15 protein-coding genes, 1 rRNA gene and 1 other RNA gene are annotated in these 20,509 nt (G+C 24.7%); 4 read left to right on the top strand and 13 right to left on the bottom strand.

Going from position 1 to position 20,509, the window contains the following annotated elements:
* Positions 1 to 287: 287 nt before the first annotated feature.
* Positions 288 to 1,797, bottom strand: a 16S ribosomal RNA gene (locus RRG59_RS02220).
* Positions 1,798 to 1,938: 141 nt separating this feature from the next.
* Here RRG59_RS02220 and RRG59_RS02215 point away from each other — a divergent pair.
* Together RRG59_RS02215 and RRG59_RS02210 are read left to right on the top strand one after the other, a co-directional pair.
* Complete coding sequence (locus RRG59_RS02215; RefSeq protein ID WP_036431256.1) at positions 1,939 to 2,544, top strand: thermonuclease family protein; 606 nt, start codon at positions 1,939 to 1,941, stop codon at positions 2,542 to 2,544.
* 72 nt (positions 2,545 to 2,616) lie between these two features.
* Positions 2,617 to 4,569, top strand: a complete 1,953-nt coding sequence (locus RRG59_RS02210) for a DNA topoisomerase subunit B (protein WP_322901877.1) — start codon at positions 2,617 to 2,619, stop codon at positions 4,567 to 4,569.
* Between the two features lie 70 nt (positions 4,570 to 4,639).
* On the opposite strand, the gene RRG59_RS02205 is transcribed toward RRG59_RS02210, so the two are convergent.
* The 4 genes from RRG59_RS02205 to smpB form a co-directional block, all read right to left on the bottom strand.
* A complete protein-coding gene (locus RRG59_RS02205; protein WP_322901876.1) occupies positions 4,640 to 6,739 on the bottom strand; it encodes a DUF262 domain-containing protein in 2,100 nt (699 codons plus the stop codon).
* Between the two features lie 89 nt (positions 6,740 to 6,828).
* Entirely contained in the window at positions 6,829 to 7,836 is a 1,008-nt protein-coding gene (locus tag RRG59_RS02200; protein WP_322901874.1) for an IS3 family transposase, read from the bottom strand.
* 335 nt (positions 7,837 to 8,171) lie between these two features.
* Positions 8,172 to 8,549: a transfer-messenger RNA gene (gene ssrA, locus RRG59_RS02195) on the bottom strand.
* Positions 8,550 to 8,987, bottom strand: coding sequence for an SsrA-binding protein (gene smpB, locus RRG59_RS02190; RefSeq protein WP_322901873.1), 438 nt, complete (start codon positions 8,985 to 8,987; stop codon positions 8,550 to 8,552).
* A gap of 177 nt (positions 8,988 to 9,164) precedes the next feature.
* Between smpB and RRG59_RS02185 the strand changes: the two genes are divergently transcribed.
* Entirely contained in the window at positions 9,165 to 10,358 is a 1,194-nt protein-coding gene (locus RRG59_RS02185; protein ID WP_322901871.1) for a restriction endonuclease subunit S, read from the top strand.
* 77 nt (positions 10,359 to 10,435) lie between these two features.
* On the opposite strand, the gene rlmD is transcribed toward RRG59_RS02185, so the two are convergent.
* From rlmD to RRG59_RS02160, 5 genes are all read right to left on the bottom strand, one after another.
* Entirely contained in the window at positions 10,436 to 11,746 is a 1,311-nt protein-coding gene (gene rlmD, locus RRG59_RS02180) for a 23S rRNA (uracil(1939)-C(5))-methyltransferase RlmD (protein ID WP_322901870.1), read from the bottom strand.
* Entirely contained in the window at positions 11,739 to 12,284 is a 546-nt protein-coding gene (gene rsmD / locus RRG59_RS02175; RefSeq protein WP_161553065.1) for a 16S rRNA (guanine(966)-N(2))-methyltransferase RsmD, read from the bottom strand. Before rsmD ends, rlmD begins: the two co-directional genes overlap by 8 nt.
* A 61-nt stretch (positions 12,285 to 12,345) precedes the next feature.
* Positions 12,346 to 14,748, bottom strand: coding sequence for an exonuclease/endonuclease/phosphatase family protein (locus tag RRG59_RS02170; protein ID WP_322901868.1), 2,403 nt, complete (start codon positions 14,746 to 14,748; stop codon positions 12,346 to 12,348).
* 1,094 nt (positions 14,749 to 15,842) lie between these two features.
* The gene (locus tag RRG59_RS02165) at positions 15,843 to 16,745 is read right to left on the bottom strand and encodes an SPFH domain-containing protein (RefSeq protein ID WP_322900762.1); all 903 of its coding nucleotides are present in this window, start codon (positions 16,743 to 16,745) and stop codon (positions 15,843 to 15,845) included.
* A 10-nt stretch (positions 16,746 to 16,755) separates the two neighbouring features.
* The gene (locus RRG59_RS02160; RefSeq protein WP_322901867.1) at positions 16,756 to 17,070 is read right to left on the bottom strand and encodes an NfeD family protein; all 315 of its coding nucleotides are present in this window, start codon (positions 17,068 to 17,070) and stop codon (positions 16,756 to 16,758) included.
* Between the two features lie 10 nt (positions 17,071 to 17,080).
* On the opposite strand from RRG59_RS02160, the gene RRG59_RS02155 reads away from it, so the two are divergent.
* Positions 17,081 to 17,227, top strand: a complete 147-nt coding sequence (locus RRG59_RS02155) for a hypothetical protein (protein WP_322901866.1) — start codon at positions 17,081 to 17,083, stop codon at positions 17,225 to 17,227.
* Between the two features lie 18 nt (positions 17,228 to 17,245).
* Here the strand turns inward: RRG59_RS02155 and RRG59_RS02150 are convergent, their stop codons facing one another.
* The 3 genes from RRG59_RS02150 to glyA all read right to left on the bottom strand — a co-directional run bounded on the left by RRG59_RS02150 (position 17,246) and on the right by glyA (position 20,503).
* A complete protein-coding gene (locus RRG59_RS02150) occupies positions 17,246 to 17,566 on the bottom strand; it encodes a hypothetical protein (RefSeq protein ID WP_322876182.1) in 321 nt (106 codons plus the stop codon).
* A 428-nt stretch (positions 17,567 to 17,994) separates the two neighbouring features.
* Complete coding sequence (locus RRG59_RS02145; RefSeq protein ID WP_322901865.1) at positions 17,995 to 19,236, bottom strand: hypothetical protein; 1,242 nt, start codon at positions 19,234 to 19,236, stop codon at positions 17,995 to 17,997.
* A complete protein-coding gene (glyA, locus tag RRG59_RS02140) occupies positions 19,223 to 20,503 on the bottom strand; it encodes a serine hydroxymethyltransferase (protein ID WP_322901864.1) in 1,281 nt (426 codons plus the stop codon). The genes RRG59_RS02145 and glyA overlap by 14 nt, the downstream gene beginning before the upstream one ends.
* Positions 20,504 to 20,509 lie beyond the last annotated feature (6 nt).

The following is a 20,509-nucleotide window of genomic DNA, read 5'->3' as shown; positions in this document are numbered from 1 at the left end:
TCAATATTTACCTATTGTTGATGTATTCAAAGACATTTTAATAAATTATTATATTAATATAATAATTAACTCGGTATCACAAAACAAATTGACTAATTTATTTATTGATGTCGTTGTTATATTAATTTATCTTTACTATTCAGTTTTCAAAGAACAAATGAGAGAAAGTTCTCTCAAAACTAGATATATCTTTTGGACTATTATCAAAAGCACATAACATTTATTAAATTTAAATAGTCATATAAAGTGTAATGTTACTAAAATGAATTGTAACTTGTACTCCGTAGAAAGGAGGTAATCCATCCCCACGTTCTCGTAGGGATACCTTGTTACGACTTCACCCCAGTCACCGGCCCTGCCTTAGGCAGTTGTCTCCGTAGTTAACAAAACCGACTTCGGGCATTACCAGCTCCCATGGTGTGACGGGCGGTGTGTACAAGACCCGAGAACGTATTCACCGTAGCGTAGCTGATCTACGATTACTAGCGATTCCGACTTCATGTAGTCGAGTTGCAGACTACAATCCGAACTGAGAATGGTTTTTTGAGATTTGCTCAACGTCGCCGTATTGCTTCTCTTTGTACCATCCATTGTAGCACGTGTGTTGCCCCACTCGTAAGAGGCATGATGATTTGACGTCGTCCCCACCTTCCTCCCAATTACTCGGGCAGTCTCCCTAGAATATTTAACTAAGGACAAGGGTTGCGCTCGTTGCAGGACTTAACCGAACATCTCACGACACGAGCTGACGACAACCATGCACCATCTGTCATTCTGTTGACCTCCACTATATCTCTATAGCTTTGCAGAAGATGTCAAGAGTGGGTAAGGTTCTACGCGTATCTTCAAATTAAACCACATGCTCCACCGCTTGTGCGGATCCCCGTCAATTCCTTTAAGTTTCACTCTTGCGAGCATACTACTCAGGCGGATGATTTAATGCGTTAGCTGTGCCGATAGATTCTCTATCAGCTAATCATCATCGTTTACAGCGTGGACTACCAGGGTATCTAATCCTGTTTGCTCCCCACGCTTTCGTCTCTCAGTGTCAATATGTACCCAGTTAGCTGCCTTCGCCATGTTGGTGTTCTTCCTAATATCTACGCATTTCACCGCTTCACTAGGAATTCCGCTAACCTCTATACAATTCTAGCATGCCAGTATCCAACGCGATTTGGGGTTGAGCCCCAAGTTTTGACGCCAGACTTAACACACAACCTACAGACGCTTTACGCCCAATAATTCCGGATAACGCTTGCAACCTATGTATTACCGCGGCTGCTGGCACATAGTTAGCCGTTGCTTTCTGACAAGGTACCGTCAAGATATTATCTTTTCTTATAATATTTTTTCTTCCCTTATAACAGCAGTTTACAACCCGAAGGCCTTCATCCTGCACGCTGTGTCGCTCCATCAGGCTTTCGCCCATTGTGGAAAATTCCCTACTGCTGCCTCCCGTAGGAGTCTGGGCCGTATCTCAGTCCCAGTGTGGCGGATCAGTCTCTCAACCCCGCTAAACATCATCGCCTTGGTAGGCCTTTACCCTACCAACTAGCTAATGTTCCGCACCCCGATCTTTTAGTGAAACTTTGAAGTTCCTTTTATTTAAATCTCATGTGAAATAAAAAAGTATCCGGCATTAGCGATAATTTCTCACCGTTATTCCAAACTAAAAGGTACGTTAAGTACGTGTTACTCACCCATTCGCCGCTAAGTCCTAAAAGAACTCCGCTCGACATGCATGTATTAGGCACACAGCCAGCGTTCATCCTGAGCCAGGATCAAACTCTCGAAAAAATTGACTGTCATGTTTTTGTATATATCTAGTTTTCAAAGAACTTTTTTTGTTTGCTTGAATATTATAACACTAAAAATTTTTTTCAAAATATTTTTTTACTTTTTTTGTTTTAACAAAAATTAAAGATATATAAAAAACATATGAATAAGAAAAAAATTAAATTTATATTTTTTAATATTACTTTATTTAGCATTCTCCTGACTTCATTATCTTTTTATTTATATTTTAAAAACAATAATATAAATAGTTTCATTAAAGTTAAAATAAGTAATGTTATAGATGGTGATACTATAAATGCAATAGATAATAAGAATAAAAAATACATTATTAGATTATATGGAATTGATACTCCTGAAATAAAAAAAGATTCTGTTAATGAAGAACTTGCTATATATGAAGATAAATACGGAAATTTAGCTAAAAATTATTTGAAAAATAAATTAAGTGAATTAAATAATGAAATATATATGAAAATAATAGAAAAGGATAAATATCAAAGATATGTTTCTATTTGTTATTTTGACAATAATTTTTATTTTAAAAATAGTCTTAATTTTAATTTGGTTCAAAACGGTTTTGCAAGGGTTCATTATATTCAAGATACAAATTACAAACAACCTTATTATACTAAGGATAAATATCAAAAAGAATTTTATAAAGTAATCTTAGAATCTCAAAATTATGCAAAACTTCACTATCTAGGAATTTGACAACATAATCAAATAGATATATTTCATAAAATGTAACATATAAATATAATGTTATAATTATATTTATTAATTATAATTAATAAATCATTTAATAAATGGAGTGATAAAATGTCAGAAAATAAAAAGAATGAATATAATGCTTCTAATATAAAACACTTGGAAGGTTTAGAACACGTTCGTAAACGTCCTGGAATGTATATCGGAAGCACTTCAAAATCTGGTTTACATCATATGGTATGAGAAATAGTTGATAACTCTGTTGATGAGGCAATGGCAGGTTATGCTAAAAAAATAAATATTACTATTACAAAAAACGATGAAATTATAGTTGAAGATGATGGAAGAGGTATACCTATTGGTATGCATCCTAAATTTGGAATAAGTGCTTTAGAAGTTGTTTTAACAAAATTAAATGCTGGTGGAAAATTTGAATCTAATGCTTATAAGGTTTCAGGTGGTTTACATGGTGTGGGTGCTAGTGTTGTTAATGCACTTAGTGATTCAATGAAAGCATGAGTTAAAAGAGATGGTAATATTTATTATGCTGAATTCGGAAATGGCGGTCAAACTATCAAAAGCACAAGCATAATTGATACATACCAAGGAAATGAAACTGGAACTAAAATTCAATTCCATCCTGATTTTAAAATAATGGATAAAATTCCATTTGATAAAGAATTAATACTTGATCATGCAAAACAAATAGCTCACTTAAATAAAGGTTTATTCATAAGTGTTAACGATTTAAGAGACAATACTTATAATGAATTTCAATATGAAAACGGAATTGTAGACTATGTTAAAGAATTAACTCAAGGTTACAAACCTATTACAACAGATGTTATATATGCTTCTGGAGATTATAAATATATTAATGACATTAATCAAGAAGAAGTTATTATAGGAGTTGAAGTAGCAGTTCAATATTTAGAAGATTTATATAGATCAAATATTATTTCATATACTAATAATATTTCAACTCATGAAGGTGGGTCACATCTTTCTGGATTTTATGATTCTTTAATGAGATTAATTAACACATATGCAATCGAAAAAGGTTATTTAAAAAATGAATCAGATAAATATACACGCGATGATTTAATTGAAGGATTAACTGCTATTATTTCTATTAAACATCCTGATCCCCAATTTGAAGGACAAACAAAAGGTAAATTAGGCTCAAAGGATGCTCGTAGAGCAGTTAATGAAATTTATTCAAACGTTCTAGAAAGATTTTTAAATGAAAATCCTAATATAGCTAAAAAAATTGTGGAATTAGCATCTTTAGCTAAAAAAGGAAGATTAGCTTCTAATGCAGCAAGAGATAATGCCAGAAGAAAAAATGTTTTTGAAAGTGGTGGTTTACCAGGAAAATTATCAGATTGTGCTTCAAAAAATGCTGAAATTAGTGAATTATATTTAGTTGAGGGTAATTCTGCTGGTGGTTCTGCTAAGATGGGACGTGACAGAAATACGCAAGCCATCTTGCCTTTAAGGGGTAAAATCTTAAACGTAGAAAAAACTAGACCAGAGCGTGTTTTTGATAACGAAGAAATTATGTCATTAATTACTGCATTAGGTACTGGTTTAGGTGATAATTTTAATATTAATAAACTTAGATATCATAAAATAGTTATAATGACTGATGCTGATGTTGATGGTGCTCATATTAGAATCTTATTATTAACATTTTTTTATAGATATTTTAAACAACTTATTGAATATGGTTTTATCTATATAGCTCAACCTCCTTTGTATAAAATCCAACAAAATAAATTCGTTGAATATGCATTTAATGATGCACAAAAAGATAAAATTATTGCTAAATTAAATCCAAATCAAAAAATTACTATTCAAAGATATAAAGGACTTGGTGAAATGGACCCAGAACAACTTTGGGAAACAACTATGAATCCAAATAATAGAAAAATGCTTCAAGTACAAATTCAAGATGCATATAAAGCTGACAAAATATTTGAAACATTAATGGGTGATAATGTATTACCAAGAAAACAATTCATAGAAGAAAATGCTAAATATGTAAAGAATATTGATTTATAATAAAATTAAAAACCAAACAAACTAAGATATTAAATTAGTGTTGTTTGGTTTTTGAATATTATTTTTGTTCTTAATAATCAATTTTATTTTTTATATAAATCAAATTATAATCAAGACACTCTTGCATTATCTTCAGAATGTATTCTTTACTAGAAGTATCTTTAAATTTAAATTGTAAATCACCGTTTCCTCAGTGTCCTTTATTTCCGATATATTCACATATATTAAGTTCATCGCTTTTTAAATATTTATCTTTCATATTTAGTATTATTTTGAGATACTCTTTTTCAAATATAATTGAAATAACACTTCTTATTTTATTCATATAATAAAGTTTATATGTAATATATCACTTATTGTAAGTGGGTTTTATTTCATATGGTTGATCTAAAAATCAATTATTAATGATATGATACAAAGTTTCTGTTTTTTCTGTTTTTATATATCTATCTAATATATTTGAATTATCCTGATTATTATTTGAGTTTTCAATTATGTCTTCTTGTTGATCAGGATATTTTCATATTTTAATAGCTTTATTAAATAATCAAGTAGACCTATCATCGATTTCTTGTTCTGTTCATTTAGATAAGTTTAATAAAGAATCATTAATTCTTAGACCTGAATCACTAAAACCATTTTTCATATTTTTCTTTTCATCAAATGATTTATCACTCATTTCTGAATTATAAGAAGTTAAAGTTAAATTTCCTATTTTATAAAGATAATTTTCTTGTTTACTTTTTCATTCGCTTCCTAAAACTTCTCTTCATTCCTTATTTAAATTTCTGTTTTGAGGAAGTATATGTTCTAAACTTAATAAATCTAAATTAATAGGTGTTTTATTAAAAAATTTTTCTATATTTTTTAATATAAATCAAGGTAATTGTTTTTGTTTAAAATTATTTTCTATAAATGATTGTTTAAATTTGTTATCATCCGGAAACTCTCTTGAGTCTTTTCCATTTATTAAAAAATTATTTATTGATTGTTCATAATTTTCGTCTTCTATTTTTTGAATTAAGTCTTCAAATATTTTATTTAGTGAACTAGAAGGAATTGAACAAATTTTTCTTCTTACTAAGAAACTAATACAAATTTCTAATATATTAATTAAAGTCTGATAATCTATTAATTTATTTTCAGCATCATTTAAGACCTTAAGTAAAAGAACAAAAGAAGGTGTATTATTTAGTTCAACAAATTGTTTGAAAAAGAAATTTAGTTTGTCATCTTTTTCTCTTAAAAAAAGAAAGTTTGTATATATTTTAGCATTTTTGTATATATCTTTTAACAATAATTCAGGTTCAATAAAATCTTTATTAAATAATCTTCACTGTTTAAATTCTTCATATATTTTATTGTTTTTAGGTATCCTTTTTAATTTTAATGTTAAATAATCTTTGAAAAGCAATTCAAAACTATCACTTCTTAATTTTAAGTTATTATCTTTAAATAAATCCTCAATTTTTTTTCAGTAATTTTGATATAAATAATTTTGCTCTTCTATTTGGATACCTATTAAAACATTATTTCGTATTAAATCAGTTTTAGTTAAAGGTTTCCCAGTAGAGTTTATGGTTTCAAAAACTTCTTGTGGGTCGTTTGTGTCATCATGACCTATTTCAATAATGCAAATTTCTAATCTATCAATACACTCCTTTAGAGTTTCGAAAGGTAAAGCATATTCTTTTATTAATTTCTTAAACAAATTATAATTTTCAACTAATCTAGAGTTTTGATATTTAGATAAATCGCTTCTTTCGATTAAAGAAATTAAAATATCTTTATCAATATTGTTTAATATAATTTTATATCTTCTATCACCATATTTTCTTGTATCTTTAAGAAATTGAAGTTCTTGTTCTAGGTCTAATTTATATTCATCTATACAAGCTAATAACAATAAAACTAAAGTTGTAAGTCTTTGTTGACCATCAATAATTAAATAATCACCTTCAGCAAAACTATTTTTTCCCGCTCGAAAAACATTTACTATAGTACCTAAAAAATGTTTCTTTGTTAGCCCTTTGGAAAGAATGATTATATCATTTCATAATCTTTCACATTGTTCTTTTTCTCAAGTGTATGGTCTTTGAAAGATTGGCACATAATAATTATTGTTATTATTTTTTAAAAATTTAAGTATTGATTGAAAATTGGCCTTCATTTTATTTCTCTTTCTTTTCTTTATTATAAATGAAAAAAAAAAAAAAAAGAAAAGTAAAAATGGACACAAAAAATTAACATTTTTGTAAATTATAACATCATAGCTGTTTGCTGTGGTGTTTTTCATTCTAAATTTGATTGAATTCTTTCTTTATTATATCAATCAACATATTCCTTTATTTTAAGATTTAATTCATCAAAAGTAATTTCAGAATAATCTAAATCATTTAATAATTCAGTTTTTATGATACAAAATCAATATTCAATTTCACGATTATCTAATGAGTTCCCAATTCTAGAAAGTGAAACTTTGCCATTAGATTTTTTGACTTTATCAATATATATTTGATTTGTATATTGAAAACCATGATCAGAATGTATTATAAAATTTGAATATTTCTTTTTAGTTAAATATTCTAAATTTTGAATATCTAAATCTAAGTTGTTACTTTTTGACAACTTAAAGCCGATAATTTCTTTTGTTTTGTGAGATAAAATAGCAGATAAATATACAAAAGATTCTAGAACATCTTTTGGTGATTTTATATATGAAACATCAGTAGCAAAAATATTTCTGTTCTCTTTATCATCGTAGTCTCTCTTAACAAGATTTTCAATTTGTGTATTTGTGTCTTTAATTTCTTTTCTTTTTTTCTTTTGTCTTACTTTACATTTTAAACCTAATAAATTCATATATCTACCTAAACTACGTGGATTTATATATTTTTTGTATTTTTGAAGTATATAAACGCTAAGTTTTTCTCTACCATATCTTTCTTTTGTTTCTTCAAATGCTTGAGGAATAATTTCACTATATTTTGGTAGTTTGCTTAGGTATTCATTTCTTTTGTTTTTTGAAACTGCTTGTCTACAAAGATTGAAAAGATTTTCCAATTTAAAGTAATTCAAATTTAATTCTTTTGATTCCTTTATTTGCTTAGATTTTGGTAGTTTGTTTGTTATTTCATAATATCTTTTTGCAATTTCAACTATATCATCCCTGTTGAATATTTCCCAATTTGGTTCTTTGTTTTTTCTTGGTCTACCCGAACCTTTTTTACGTAAATTACTTCTTTTAGTCACTAATAAATCTTCCATACCTTAATTATAATGATTAATAATTTTTTTAATTCTTCAAACATTATTCTTCTTTTTGTTATTTTGAACTTTTAATGAAATTTTAAACAACATCTTTAAAGCACCATGTAACCCTGTACTATTATATTCTTGATATATTTTGTAAAACTCTTCTGCTTTTAAATTCCTTGATATAATTCTCCTTTTTTTTGATTTTTTTGAGCGGGTATACCCCCTCAAAGGTGGACAAAAAAGCTAACATTACAATGTTAACTTTTTTGTCCACCTTTAAAAGCAGAAAACGAGAAAATAAAAAAATAAGAATAGGTAAATTTTTTCCTATTCTGTTATTAAGTTGGTGGAGGTAACGGGAGTCGAACCCGTGTCCATACATAAATATAGTTTACACTTCTACAGTTTAGTTTATTTTTATAATTTTATATCCATAAATAAACAAAAATAAAATATAAAATGTGACTTTAATTCAATTTAATATCTGTCAAAATACTAAATCTATCCTTATAGACCTATCTTATATCCTAGGAAAAACATAAGATAACTTGTGTTTTAATTAAGCAAACGCAAGATTTGATTGATTTGAGTAAAACATTGGTGAAACAAAGTTTACTTCTTGTTTTTGTTCTTTTCCGTTTAAAAAAGCCTAGTAGAAATTATAGTCTTCCACACTACTGCAATATAAACTTACCCATATATGTCGAAACCATTATACCCCCCTAATAAAATTTGAGGGTTTTTTGTATTTGCATTTCTTGTTCTTTTTTTGCTATTTTTTCTCTTTTATCATATTTTTTTAACCCTTTACATAATCCTATTTCCAACTTTAATTTTGAATTATTATTAAAATACACTTTCAATGGAATAAGGGTTAATTGTTGAGTATCTAAAATATGTTTTAACTTACGAATTTCATTTTTATGCATCAATAATTTTCTATCTTGAGTTTCATTTGCTTTTACTTGCATGTATTGTTTAAAAAAAGATTCTTTTAAATATATTTGATCTTTGTATATCGAACAATATGCAATATCAATACTAACTTGACTAGCTCTTGCAGATTTTATTTCTCAACCAGTTAAAACTATTCCTGTTTCATATTTATCAATAATTTCATAATCTCGATGAGCCTGCTTATTTGTTGAAATGATTTTCATAAGTTATTTAATTATAAAATAATTTAATTTTTATTAAAAAAATAAAATTATTATTTTAATATAATCATAAATACATAATTAATGAGTTTATATTAAATTTATTAATTTAAATTTTATATAAACTTATGAATTTAAAGAATAATAAAAGTATAATATAAATAATAAATGAAGGTAATAATGAAAAAAGTTTTAGTTCCAAAAGTTAGATTCAAAGGGTTTAGTGAAGAGTGGAAAGAGGAAAAATTGGAAAACATATATTCATTTGCTAGTGAAGGTGGTACACCTGATACAAATAAAGATATTTATTACAAACCTGGGTTATTTTATTTCACAAAAATAGAAGATATGGCAAATAAATATATATACAATACAAAATCAAAAATAAGTGAATTAGGACTGAAGAATTCATCTGCTTGAATAATACCTAAAAATAATATTCTTTTTAGTAATGGCGCAACAATTGGTAATGTGTCAATAAATAAGGTAGATTTATCAACTAAACAAGGAATTGTTGGAATGATAATAAAAAAGAAATTTAATCTTGAATTTATTTATTATCTACTTAAATCGGAAAATTTTCAAAGTAAGCTAGCAGAAAAAATAACAGTAGGAACTATACCAACAGTAGCAATTTTTAATCTTAAGAAAATAAAATTGTTATTAACAACAAACTCAATCGAACAACAAAAAATAGGAAAACTTTTAGACCAGATTTCTAATCTAATTACCATCGAACAATCTAAACTCAACAAACTTAAGCAACTTAAACAAACTCTCTTACAAAAAATGTTCCCGGAAGGTAATTCAAAAGTACCTAGAATTAGATTTAAAGGGTTTGAGGGAGAGTGAGAAGAGGAAAAATTGGATGATATTTTTAAAGTTATTACTGGTGGTGAACCACCTAAAAACTATAAAAACTCAAAACATCCAGTAGGTATGTATAAATACCCTATATATTCAAATGGACAAGAAGCTAATGCGATATGAGGTTTTTCTGACAATTATTCAATAAACACAGAAGCAATAACAATTTCTTCAATTGGTACTATTGGTTTCCCGGTTGTTAGAAAAATGTTTTTCACCCCTATAATAAGATTAAAAACTCTATTACCATATAATAAAAACATGAATATTAACTTTCTAAATCTTTCAGTTAGTCAAATTAATTTTTCTTTTAATCAAGCTGGTATCCCAAGTATGAATTCAAATCAGTTAAAAGATAATATAATATTAATATCAAGAAATTTTTCTGAACAACAAAAAATCGGAGATTTCTTTAGTAAGATTGATACCCTAATCAATCTTTACAATTCCAAACTCAACAAACTCAAACAAATTAAAAAAGCACTTATAAACAAAATGCTTTTATAGTTATATTTAATATATCAAAATATTATCAATAGTTATTATTAAATAATATATTAATGTTTGGAAAATTATTATATGTGTTATAAACCTATTTTCATATTATCTTTTTCCAGAAATACTGCTGTTTCGATGTGAAAAGTATTCGGAAACATGTCAAAACCTTGAATATAATTTATTTTAAAATTGTATGAGAGGAATTGTTTTAAGTCTCTTGTTAGAGTTCTCGGATCACAAGATATATAAACAATATATTTAAATTTTAATAGTCACTCTATTAATTTACTATTCAAACCACTTCTGGGTGGATCTATTATAACTAATGAATTTGTATAGTCTATATTCTCTTGCTTTATTTTCTCAAAAGCATCACCAACTAAATATTTAAAATTAGTAAATTTGTTATTTTTTGCATTTAATATTGCATTCTGAACAGAAGATCTAATTATATCAACACCAATTATATTTTGATTAATATCACAAGATAATTGTGAAATAACACCTACTCCACAAAATAAATCAATAAATGTTTGAAATTTATATTTTTTAATTTTGTTTTTTATTAATTTAAAAATTTCAGAACTTATAAAATCATTAATTTGAAAAAATGAATCAATATTGACTTTAAAATCCATATCATTAAGTTTCATTATAAAAGGTTCTTTTTGAAATAAATTTAAAATAGATTCTTCTTTTTGAATATTTAATTCAATTAGGTTATTTATATCATATAAATCATTTAATAAGGTTTTAGGAATATCAAATTCTTTATGTATTTTAATTAGAACCTGTGTTTGGTTTTTGTTATTAATTCTTAATGTTATTTCTTTAAAGAAGTTTAAATTATTATATTTTTTATACTCTTGAGTATAGTTATTTATTTTATTTATAATTATTCTTAATGTTTCATTCAAATTTTCTTTATTTTGAATTAAGTTATCTTGATTTTGATTGATAATTTGAGAATCATTAATATATTCACCAAAATATAATTTATTTTCTTTAGTATATAAAGGATACTTTGCCTTATTACGATAATTATAGATTTCAGATGAAGGTACAAAGTCAGAAATTAAAGTTGATTTTATACCTAGATTTCTAGTTAATAGATTAATTAGATATGTAGATTTTTGTTTAATTTGTTCATTATAATAAAGATTAATTAATGGAGCACTATTAAAACATAATAACTCATTATTATTTCTATGTTTAGATTTTATAATAAGTTTATTTACTTTTCCAAAAGCGTATTTGCTATATTCTTTTGTAATTATGACTTCTGCTATTTCATCTATAAAAAAATTTGGAACAAAAATAGGTTTACTGAATTCCCTTGAAACTCCTAAACCTTCATAACTTATTTCAGAACATTTTAAAATAACTTTTTTATTCATAACAAATATATAGTATATCTATCTTTCCATATCTTTTTTGTTTATATATTTTTAAACCATCAGGAATAATAATTTTAGAAACATTATTTGTTTCTAAAATTATTTCACCATCTTGATTTAGTGTTTGTTTATTATATATTTTTAATAAAGTATTATTTACTAAATCATATTCATTAAACGGTGCATCTAAAAAAATGAAATCAAATTGTTTTTGATTGTTTTCTAAAAACAAAAGTGCATCTGTATTAAAAGTTAGTATTTTTTCTTTTATATTTAAAGAAGTTATATTAGAAACAAGAGTATGATAAATATTTCTATTTTTTTCTATTGCATATGATATTTTTGCACCACGACTGATGCTCTCAATACTCATTGCTCCTGAACCTGAAAATAAATCTAAACAACTTTTATCATTTATTTTAAATTGTAATGATGAAAAAATAGCTTCTCTTACCTTGTCAGTCGTTGGTCTGGTTATTTTTAAATCAGGTTCCATTATTTTTCTACTTCTATATATTCCGCTTATTATTCTTAACATATTCCCTCACAAAAAATTAAAATAAAAACAACTATTGTTGTTTTTATTTTAACACATTTATTTATTTTACAGTTATGGTACCATATAAGTCAATTAATTCTTTGAAAGTAGCAGATGGTTGGTTTATTTTTTCAAAATTTCTTGGAACTAAAACATCAGCATTATAAATAATAACTACTTGTTCTTGAGCATTACCATCAAAATGTTTATAAGCAGTACCTGCTCATTCTGTATCATTCACTGGTTGTTTAATAGATTTATAATTTCCATTATTTTTATTTAATTCTTTTAAAATTAAATCTACTGAATCACCGGCACCATTATTTATTTCAGTTAAACCTGTTATATCAAAACCAGATTGTTTTATAATAGAAGCAATAGAAAGAATTTTTAAATCTTTTTCTGTTTCATAATTTGAATTATTATTTCCGTAATTTAAAATGTTTCAATGTGAAATTCTTAAAGTATTATTTTCTTTAGGATAAAAACTAGTTGTTGATGTAGATGTTGAATGTGTATGTTTTAATTTAATATCAGTAAAAACAGGTGCATGATCTGAAATTTTAGAACGAATATTAGAGTTTTTTGAATTATTTCTTGTTCATCAATTAAAATTCTCAGGATTGTTAGTTATATTAAATTCCTTGAATGCTTTGTAAATATCTACTTTAAACTTAATATTTGGATTATCTGTATCTGAAACTGTATCATAAAATTCATCTTCACCATTTATATAATACATCTTATCATACGGATTTGCATATCCACCTTTTGTATTCAATGAAGTATAATAATCTTTTTTTAATGAATTAGTTACTTTATTTATATTACTTGGAAAAACATTATCAAAATGAAAGTTTTTTGCGTCAATATTTGTATCCCCACCAAACACTATTAATGAATTTGTTTCATTTGCTAATCCTTTGAAGTAATTCATTACTTGAGGTATTGCTATAAACTCTGAAAACTCTTGTGAACCATTTTTACCACCTTTTAATGTTTGGTGCTCAACATTTCCTTCTATATATCTTGAATTACTTGTTTTGCCTGGACTATCTAGATGATCAAAAATTGTAATTATTGATGGAGCGTTAGTATTATTTTTTAACTTAAATCTTGCTCCAAAAGGTGGTCTAACAAATACTGTTTTATTTGATTGATATGAATTTAAATCTGAACCTGTGTTTGGTTCAGATAAAGTAGGTTCTTCATTATCAATTGGTTTGATTGGTTCTTTAGGTGTTTTCGGAGTTGATGGTTGTTCTTTATTAACAGAATCATCTTTTGAATTATTTATATTTTTTAAATTAATTTCTTGAAATAGTTTTTGATTATCACCTGCTTCTTTAAAAAATATTTTTAAGATTCCGGCCTCTTTATCTCAATCATATTCAAAATCTTTAGTACTTTCTTGGAAGGTTCCTTGGATGTTTTCGTTATTATATGAATCTTTAAATTCAATCAATTTGTTATTTGGATTTTTTCCAAAACCTTTAAAACCTAAATGTCCATCTTTGTATAAGTATAAAGATAATCCTTTTTTATATTTATTTTCTCTTTCAGAATTTTCTTTATATGAATATGCTTCATTTATTAATTCTAAAACACCATCTATATTTTGATTAATTAAAACAAATGGTTCTCTTATTTCCTTTTCTGAATATTCATTATCTGAATCGTTTTTTTCTATTGGAAATTCTTGGAATAAAAGATCTTCACCATCTTTTAATTTGTAATAAATTTTTAATTTATTAGATTCTTTATTTCAATCATATTCATATAAATTTTTATTTTCGCTTGAACTAATAATTGTTTCTTTTGTTTGATTATCTTTTAATTCTAAAAATAAATTATTCTCCTCATTATCAAAACCTATGAAACCTAATCTATTGTTTGTTTCATTATAATAAATATATTTTCCTTTATTATCTGAATTTTCTGAATTATTTTTTGATAAAAATGCTTTTTGTATTAAATTGTATAAATTAAGTTGATTTATATTAAAGGGTTCAATATTATGCTTTTCTAGTTTTTTTGTATCTTCATCAACTATTTTAGTGTTTAATGTAATTTCTTGATTAAACTCTTGGTTATTAATTAAATACTTAACTAACAATTTTCTTTGTTTTTTATCTCATTTTCATTTTAAATTATTTAATTTACTTTTAAGATATTCTTTTATTTTTGAATTTGTATTATTAAGTTTAATTTTAATATTTAAATCATTATTTAAAACAGCTTCGTTATCTTTAAAAATTACATCACTAAAAGTTTCAATATGAGAATTTAAATAACTAACAGTTTGCTTGTTATCTTCAATAGTAAATAATTTTTTTAATTCTTGATTATTAACTTCTGATTCAATAGTTTTTGTTTCTTGTTTAGTGCAACTTGCAGATAAAACAAATACTCCTGTTATTGATATAACTGAATTTAAAAATATCGCTTTTTTTATTTTAGACATTATCACTCCAATATAAAAATTATATTATTTTATTTTTTTAAAGATTAAATACTTTATAATTTACATCATTTTTTGTATTAAATTGTGAAATTATTTTAGTTTTTTCCATAATAACTAAAATATTAAAATTAAATATATAAAAATGTTGTTTTGTTATTATAGTATAAATAATAACTATAGTAAAACAATTTATGAAATATATTTATTAAAATTTTCATTAACATTTAGTTTTATGATTATTTTGAAAAATTTTTAATAGAAATTTAAATATAAAACTAAAATATTTGTATTAGAAAATAATTTTATTTTTCTTTTCTGAAGTGTCGTAAAATTATTATATAAAGATATTAAATCGAACACCTTGAATGTAGAAAGTAGAATAAATATTAAAAAATGATATTTAGATTTGGTCGAACCTGTCTCAGGGTTTGTGAATTTTACGAATATAGTTTCAATACAAATCAAAATGTTAAATTAAATAAAAATTATAATGAACTATTATTTAAAATGAAATATTGTCTTCAAAAATAATTGAAAGCAAAATGCCATTAAACCTTTTAATTAATAAAATGAGTGCTAAAAAATTAGCTAATTCTTTAGATATTAATACCTTGAATAAAACAATAGAAATAATTTTGAATAAACTTTATTCAAAATCTAAAATTACTCTGGAACAAACCAATATAGTAAAAACCAATATAAATCACAGTTTACTTAAAAAACAAAGGGACTTTAAAGTGAAAAAAATATTCGGTGTATCTGAATATTTTTCCTGGTCTATTTTGACTTTATTGAAAATAAAAATATTAGTCAATCTTTTTTTAAATAAGTAAAACTAAAAACAGAAGATAGTCATGCAATAATGTATGTGTTATTTACTAATATATTTGAAGATAGAAATTTATCTTTTAAATGAATAATTATTATTAGAGAAATTTGTAAACTTTCATAATTAATTTGATAACTTAATTAAAAAAAGATGTAATGCAGAAACTGTATTACATCTTTTTTTAAAGATAATCTACTTTTATAATATTATTAAAAAATAATATAGTTATTTTTGTTATAAAATAAGTATTTAAAAAAATCTAAAACTATTTTGTAAAATTATCTTGATCTTCTGTATTAGAATTTACTGCTATAGTAGATGCTACAGTCATTGTTTTTGCTATATCTGCTAAATTAGGAGGTAAAATAACTTTTGTTCCTTTACCATTTGCTAATTTACCTAATTCTTCTAATGATTTTAAAACTAGTATTTCATTTGAAATTTTAGATGAGTTCAATAGTTCTATAGCTTCTTTTTGTCCTTGTGCTCTTAAAATTTCAGATTCACGATCTGCTTCAGCTTTTAATAATTGAGCTGCTTTATCACCTTCTGCACGTAAAATTTGTGCTTCTTTTAATCCTTCAGCTTGTAAGATATTTGCTCTTTTTTCTCTTTCTGCACGCATTTGTTTTTCCATTGAAATCAAAATTTCTTTTGGAGGAGTAATATTTTTAATTTCAACTCTGTTTACTTTTACACCTCATGGATCTGAAGCTTCATCTAGAATTAAAGTTAATTTTGAATTTATTGTATCTCTTGATGTAAGAGTTTCATCAAGTTCTAATTCACCTAATAAGTTTCTTAATGTAGTAGCTACAATATTTTCAATAGCAAGCAACGGTCTTTCATGTCCATAAGCATATGCTTTTGGATCAGTGATTTGTAAGTATACTACTGTATCTACTCTAATTCCTGCATTATCTTTAGTGATTACATCTTGTTCCGGGAAATCAATTACTTTTTCTTTATAATCACTTTTTTTAACTACTTTATCTAGAAATGGTACAATAATTCTTAAACCATTTTCTAGGACTTTATGGAATTTACCTAATCTTTCTATTACTAAAAATTCTGTTTGATTAATTCTTTTTATGGACTTAATTAGTACTAAAATTAATAAAATTAATAAAACTCCAAATATTGATAAACCTATTATTAAACCTATCATTTGTTCTCCCTTATACTCTTTCTATATAAAAAATATTTCCTTTAATCTCTTTTATAAATACTTCTGTATTTTTTTGTATTATTCCTTGTTTTTCATATGAAATTGTTCTAAATTTCTTACCATTAATAATTATTAATCCGTAATCTTCATTACTAAAAATTATTTCTTTTGATTCTTTTTGTAAAATATATTTCTTTTGAAAATCTATACCAATCATTTGTTCTAATTTTTGACCATATTTTATTTTATTCTTTAAAATTTTATATACTCCATAATAAAGTACTATTCATAAAATAATAAATAACAAAACTTGAATTAATATCATTTATCATTCATTGGATTTAATAAATATACTAATAAATAACGAGGGTATTGCAACTAATGAAGTCATTCCAGATCAAATTCCTGTTGTAAATATTTCTACTAAAATAAACAATAAAATTATAATTGATCAAAATACAATCATAAAAATTCACATATAAATCTCCTTTCCTTTTTAATTAAGTAAATAAATTATCACGATACTTTTCTATTTCTCTTTTATAATATGTTTTTAAATCTTTTTTAATATATAGTTTAAATTCCTTTATATTAAAATAATTTTTATAGTGTATTTCATATATTGTATTTTCAACAACAGGTAGAAAGAATCTATCTTTTCTTGTTTTGTAAAAATTAAAGATTGCATCAAATAACTCATCCAATTCTTTTGGAGTTGTTGGATTTTTAAAACTAGATATAAATCTTCAATATATAATTTCTGTTTCACGAGATAAATATGTCGAATTGAGATTTTGAAAAGATATACTTTTTTCATTCATTATCAACTGATATAACTTATTACAAGATAATTTTAAATAATTAAATAAAAGCCTTTTTGTAGGCATTTCAGCTATATAAAAATCAAAAATAATAAAAATTATTGAAGTCAAACTGACAAAAATAGAAATTAAAAAAATAACTATAAAAAATGTTAGTTGAAACTTTGAAAACAATTTATATTCATGATTAAAAAAGAAAGTTATAGGAATAAATATTGGTGCTATAAAGCATATCAAAGAAAAAGGTACAAGCGTAAAATCGCGAACTGAAGTTTTTGCAGCTCATGAAATATTTTTTTTAGGATTTTTTATATAATGTTCATTATACTTTTTTCTTGTTAGTATATGTGCTTTCTTTAAAAATATAAATGAAAATAAAGTTAATATAATAGTTAAAATAATCCTTATATAATAAGATAATATCATAATTAATTTAAATTATCCTTTAAGGAATAATTTGGTAATGTCCTTATATATTTCCCTTTTGTTTTATCGTTTACAACAGTTAAATTATTATAATAAAGGAATAAATAATCTTTATTTAAAAGTTCATTTAGTGTATATTCTTCATTTGTATGTATATTTTTAAATATTAAATTTCTTCCTCCAAAACCACCTTGATTATATTCACCATATTGTTCAGTTTCATTTACTACAACAAATTTAGTTACATTTTTTAAATTCAAAAGTCTTTTGTGATTTAGATTTACTTTTTCATAGAAGTCAAAAATTATTTTACTTCTGTTTCTTATTGATTGGATATCATTTCACAATGAATCTGCACTAAAACCTATACTAATTATATTTGCTATTCCTGAAAAGTGTGATTGAAGTTTCTTTGGAAATAATGATTCTAGATTTTTGGTAAATATGTTATAAAAAAAAGAATTTGTTAGCATATTATGAACATAATTTTTATCATTGAATTCTTTGAGTATTATTTCTAATTTTGCTTTTTGATATAATTGATATTTTTGGTATAAACCTATAGAAATTGATGCTGCAGTTAAAAGTCCACCTAATATCCCTGTTGTACCACCAGTAAAAATAGAAACAATATATAAAGTAGCTTGTGCTAGACCTAATGCTATTTGTATGGAATTTAAAATTTTAGAAAGCTCTTCTATTTTTAGTAAATCTTCTTGATATTGAATTATATTATTATAAATTGTTGAATATTCTTCCTTGAGTTTATTTATTTCTGCATAAATAATTTTTGAATCATATTCGCTTCCTGCATTAATATAATAATTTTTATCACTGTCAATTTTAATTCTTTCTTTTTTAATTCTTAGTTTATTATTTTTTACTTCTTTATTAAATTCTTTTTTATAAGAAATTATGTTTTCTATGGACTTATTTTTAAATAAATTTATGTTTTCTTTAAGGAATTTTTTATCAGTGTTTAATTTAAAAATTAGTTCATTTTTCTTTGTAATATCTATATCTAATTTTTTTATAGAATTTAATAATAAATTTTCTAATTCAGAATCTGTTAAATTTTGAAATCTTGTTTGGTAAAAACCTTTTCCATTTATTATTTTGCTTATAATTTCTTCTGAATTATTATTAATTAATACATTATTTAATTGTTGATTATGTACAACATTTAATGTGTGACTTAAATAAGAAGTATTCTCTATAGCAGTCAAAATTTTAGTTAGTTTCATTTAAATATGACTTCTTAATAGGATAATTCTTAGTTATTTCTTTAACTTCTTTTTTTAAATCGTTAATTATTTGTTTAGCAAAGAATTTATCGTTTTGGATTTTATGATAATTACTTAACAATCTATGAATTATAATCGCAAGTTGTTCTCATTTATCAAAATCTCTACTTGTCATTGCTGCAGCTCCAAGTCTAATTCCACTACCTTCATTTGGAGATAATGTGTCAAATGGAATTGAATTCTTATTAACAGTGATATTTATTTTATGTAATAAATCTTCTGCTTGTTTTCCAGTTATATTATATGTTTGTAGAACATTAATCATAAATAAATGATTATCAGTTCCACCACTTATAATTTTTGCACCTAATTCTTTGAATTTATTGCAAAATATTTGAGAATTTTTAACTATATCAGTTGCATATTTTTTAAACATAGGAGTTAATGTTTCATAAAAACCTATCGCTTTTCCTGCAATTGAGTGAAATAATGGACCACCTTGATAACCAGGAAACACTCATCTATCTACTTTTTTAGATATTTCTGGATCGTTTGTCATTATTATTCCACCTCTTCCTCCTCTTAATGTCTTATGAGTAGTAGAAGTTATAATATGTGCATAACCAACCGGACTAGGATGGACTCCACCTGCTATTAAACCAGCAATATGAGCAATGTCAGCCATTAATTTTGCACCAGCTTTATCTGCTATTTCTCGAAATCTTTTAAAATCAATAATTCTTGAATATGCTGAATAACCACAAATTATTAAATCAGGTTTTTCTTTTAGAACTTGTTCTTGAATTGCATCATAATCTAAAACTTCATCTTTTGATAAATCATATGAAACAGAATTATAAAAAATCCCACTAAAAGATATTTTATAACCGTGTGTTAAGTGACCTCCTGAACTTAAGGATAACCCCATTATTTTTCCACCACTTGGTACAACTGAAGCTATTGCTGCTGCATTTGCAACTGACCCTGAATATGGTTGTACATTTGCATATTTAACACCAAATATTTGTTTTAATCTATCTATAGCTAACTGTTCAATAATGTCAACGTTTTCACAACCACCATAATATCTTTTATATGGATATCCTTCTCCATATTTGTTTGTTAAAATACTTCCTTGAACTTTTAGAACATCTTCTGATACATAATTTTCACTTGCTATTAATTCTATATGTTCTTGTTGTCTTTTTAATTCACCATTTATTGCTTTTTGTATTTCTAAATCACTTAATTTAATATTTTTATACATTACTTA

The sequence above is a fragment of the Mycoplasmopsis felis genome, assembly GCF_034647055.2.
Lineage (GTDB): Bacteria > Bacillota_I > Bacilli_A > Mycoplasmatales > Metamycoplasmataceae > Mycoplasmopsis > Mycoplasmopsis felis.
Note: the sequence above shows the minus strand (reverse complement) of the source record. Positions and strands in the feature narration are given on the sequence as shown.